The sequence below is a fragment of the Burkholderia sp. HMSC10F09 genome (assembly GCF_001806955.1).
Taxonomy (GTDB): Bacteria; Pseudomonadota; Gammaproteobacteria; order Burkholderiales; family Burkholderiaceae; genus Burkholderia; species Burkholderia multivorans.
On sequence record NZ_KV786937.1, the window covers coordinates 1 to 3,180 of the forward strand.

Annotated in this window: 4 protein-coding genes; 3 read left to right on the forward strand and 1 reads right to left on the reverse strand. The window is 66.4% G+C overall.

All coding sequences use genetic code 11. From position 1 onward, the window contains the following. Positions 1-65: 65 nt before the first annotated feature. Together HMPREF3115_RS28000 and HMPREF3115_RS28005 are read left to right on the forward strand one after the other, a co-directional pair. The gene (locus HMPREF3115_RS28000) at positions 66-449 is read left to right on the forward strand and encodes a hypothetical protein (RefSeq protein WP_006402156.1); all 384 of its coding nucleotides are present in this window, start codon (positions 66-68) and stop codon (positions 447-449) included. 11 nt (positions 450-460) lie between these two features. Continuing rightward, positions 461-931, forward strand: coding sequence for an NUDIX hydrolase (locus HMPREF3115_RS28005; RefSeq protein WP_006402155.1), 471 nt, complete (start codon positions 461-463; stop codon positions 929-931). Between the two features lie 86 nt (positions 932-1,017). On the opposite strand, the gene HMPREF3115_RS28010 is transcribed toward HMPREF3115_RS28005, so the two are convergent. Beyond that, a complete protein-coding gene (locus HMPREF3115_RS28010; protein WP_070557017.1) occupies positions 1,018-2,727 on the reverse strand; it encodes a glutamine--tRNA ligase/YqeY domain fusion protein in 1,710 nt (569 codons plus the stop codon). 252 nt (positions 2,728-2,979) lie between these two features. Between HMPREF3115_RS28010 and HMPREF3115_RS28015 the strand changes: the two genes are divergently transcribed. Next, the coding region (locus HMPREF3115_RS28015) for an ornithine acetyltransferase (RefSeq protein WP_070557019.1) at positions 2,980-3,180 on the forward strand (201 nt) is incomplete at its 3' end.

The window sequence follows — 3,180 nt, forward strand, 5'->3', positions numbered from 1 at the left end:
CGCGCGGCGCATGCCGGGTCACCGGCCGCGCCGCGCGCGTCGCTCGAACATCCAAGGAGAACAATATGTCGATGCGTGCATCCCTTTTCATCGCGCGTGCGCTGGCCGGCGCAGCGTGTGCGACCGCCATGCTGTCCGCCCATGCGCAAAGCAACCTGGGCTTTCTGAACGACACGCCGATCACATATTTCAGCAAGGCCGACGCCGCCTCGCTGACGAAAGCCGTCGTGCACGCGCGCGACGCCGGCAAGGACGGCGAGACGACGACGTGGCAGAGCAGCGGCGGCCGCACGCAGATCGAAGCGAAGCTGACGCCGGCGACGCTCGACAAGGACGGCAAGCACTGCCGCGAAGTGACGACCGAGATCGCGGCGAAGGGACAGACGATGACGCTCAAGCCCGTCTACTGCCAGACGGCCGCGGGCAAGTGGCAGCTGCAGAAGCGCTGAGCACACGGGCAATGAGGCGCAGCGGTGCGCCGCGCACGGTGTCGTGCGGCGTCGTGATCCTCGATGCGGCCGGCCGCGTGTTCCTCGCGCATGCGACGGACACCACGCACTGGGACATCCCGAAGGGGCAGGGCGAGCCGGGCGAGTCGCCGCGCGACGCGGCGCTGCGCGAGCTGCGCGAGGAAACCGGGATCGAGATCGCGCCCGAGCGGCTCGTCGATCTCGGCCGCTTCGCCTATCGGCACGACAAGGATCTGCACCTGTTCGCGGTGCGCGTCGCGCCCGACGAGATCGACCTCGCGCGCTGCACCTGCACGTCGCTGTTTCCGAGCCGCCGCGACGGCTCGCCGATTCCCGAGATGGACGCGTATCGGTGGACCGATCCCGCCGACGTCGACGCCTATGCGAGCCGCAGCCTCGCACGGCTGTTCCATACGACGCTGCCGCTCGCGGAACTTCATCGGCGGCTGTCGGACGCATGAGCGGACGCGCGGCTTCCCGTCGCAAAACCGAAGGGCAATAAAAAACCGGCGCGAGCCGGTTTTTTATGCGATGCGCGGGGAGCCGGTCAGACCGGCTTGCTCCAGCTGTCGCGCAGCCCGACGATGCGGTTGAACACCGGCTTGCCCGGCTTCGAATCGACGCGATCGGCGACGAAGTAGCCGTGCCGTTCGAACTGCAGACGCGTTTCCGGCGCGACGTCGCCGGCGCCCGGCTCGACGAACGCATGCACGATCTTCTTCGAATCGGGATTCAGCGCATCGAGGAAGTTCGCGCCGCCGGCATCCGGATGCGGCTCCTTGAACAGGCGGTCGTAGATCCGCACTTCGGCCGGCTGCGCATGCTTGGCGCTGACCCAGTGGATGTTGCCCTTGACCTTGTAGTTGTTCGCGCCGTCGGTGCCCGACTTGCTGTCCGGGAAGTAGTTGCAGTGCACGGCCGTCACGTTGCCGTCGGCATCCTTGTCGAAGCCCGTGCACTCGACGACGTAGCCGTAGCGCAGCCGCACCTTGTTGCCGGGGAACAGGCGGAAATAGCCCTTCGGCGGCTGCTCGGCGAAGTCCTCGCGCTCGATCCACAGCTCGCGCGAGATCGGGAACGTGCGCACGCCGCGATCCGGATGATGCGGATGCACGGGCGCCGTGCAGGCTTCTTCCTGGCCTTCCGGATAGTTGTCGATGATCAGCTTCAGCGGGTCGAGCACCGCGACCGTGCGCGGCGCCTTGTCGTCGAGATCGTCGCGCAGCGCGCCTTCGAACACGCTCATGTCGATCCACGAGTCGACCTTCGTCACGCCGATCCGCTCGCAGAACAGGTGAATGCTCTCGGGCGTGAAGCCGCGGCGGCGGATGCCGACGATCGTCGGCATGCGCGGATCGTCCCAGCCGTCGACATGGCCTTCGGTGACGAGCTGCAGCAGCTTGCGCTTGCTCGTGATCGCATACGTGAGGTTCAGTCGCGAGAATTCGATCTGCTGCGGCAGCGGGCGCGTGAAGATGCCGGCATCCGCGAGCTCGTTCAGCACCCAGTCGTACAGCGGGCGGTGATCCTCGAACTCGAGCGTGCAGAGCGAATGCGTGATGCCTTCGAGCGCATCGGAGATGCAGTGCGTGTAGTCGTACATCGGATACACGCACCATGCGTCGCCGGTGCGGTAGTGGTGCGCGTAGCGGATCCGGTAGATCACCGGGTCGCGCATGTTCATGTTCGGCGACGCCATGTCGATCTTCGCGCGCAGCACGTGCTCGCCTTCCTTGAACTCGCCGGCCTTCATCCGGCGGAACAGGTCGAGGTTCTCGTCGGGCGTGCGGTCGCGGAACGGCGACGGCTTGCCGGGCTCGGTCAGCGAGCCGCGGTTCGCGCGCATCTCGTCGGCGCTCTGGCTGTCGACGTAGGCCTTGCCGCGCTTGATCAGCAGCTCGGCGAACTCGTACAGCTTGTCGTAGTAGTCGCTCGCGAAATACTGATGATCGACCGCGTCCTTGCGCCAGTCGAAGCCGAGCCAGCGCACCGCATCGACGATCGAGTCGACGTACTCGATGCTTTCCTTTTCCGGGTTCGTGTCGTCGAAACGCAGGTGGCAGACGCCGCCGTAGTCGCGCGCGATGCTGAAATTCAGGCAGATGCTCTTCGCATGACCGATATGGAGATAGCCGTTCGGCTCGGGCGGGAAGCGCGTCTCGACGCGGCCGCCCCATTTGCCGGTGCGGTTGTCGTCGTCGATGATGTTGCGAATGAAGTTGGAAGCCGCGGGGGCGTCGTTGCGTTCGGTGCTCATGCGGTTGGCGTCAGGTTGGGGCGGCGCGTTGCGCCGGTTTAATCCTGCAATTCTACCTGACCGGGGTCGGTCCCGCGCGGCCCGCGGCCCGTCGCGCCGTGCCGATGTCGCGTGCAGGCAATGTCTCGACTTTGTGTCGGCTGTAACACGAGGTAAATCGGATTGCCCGGCCCGTTCGGCTTTTCCTATGATGGCAGCACCGATTCAAATGCCGCCGTGCGCAGCGCGCGCGACGGGAGGACACCAAGAACCATGATGAAGAAGACCACTTTTGTCGTTCGTGCCGCGGTGATCGTCGCGGTCCTGTCGCAACTCGGCGCCTGCGCGATGACGCACACGCAGCGCAACGCCGGCATCGGCGCGGCCGCAGGCGGCGCGCTCGGCTACCTGATCACGGGCGGCCCGCTCGGCACGGTCGCGGGCGCGGCGGCCGGCGGCATCGTCGGCGCGAAC

What these genes read in the sequence shown, in the direction of transcription:
- HMPREF3115_RS28005 (WP_006402155.1), top strand. Translation starts at nt 461, where the DNA reads ATGAGGCGCAGCGGTGCGCCGCGCACGGTGTCGTGCGGCGTCGTGATC.
- HMPREF3115_RS28000 (WP_006402156.1), top strand. Translation starts at nt 66, where the DNA reads ATGTCGATGCGTGCATCCCTTTTCATCGCGCGTGCGCTGGCCGGCGCA.
- HMPREF3115_RS28010 (WP_070557017.1), bottom strand. Translation starts at nt 2,727, where the DNA reads ATGAGCACCGAACGCAACGACGCCCCCGCGGCTTCCAACTTCATTCGC.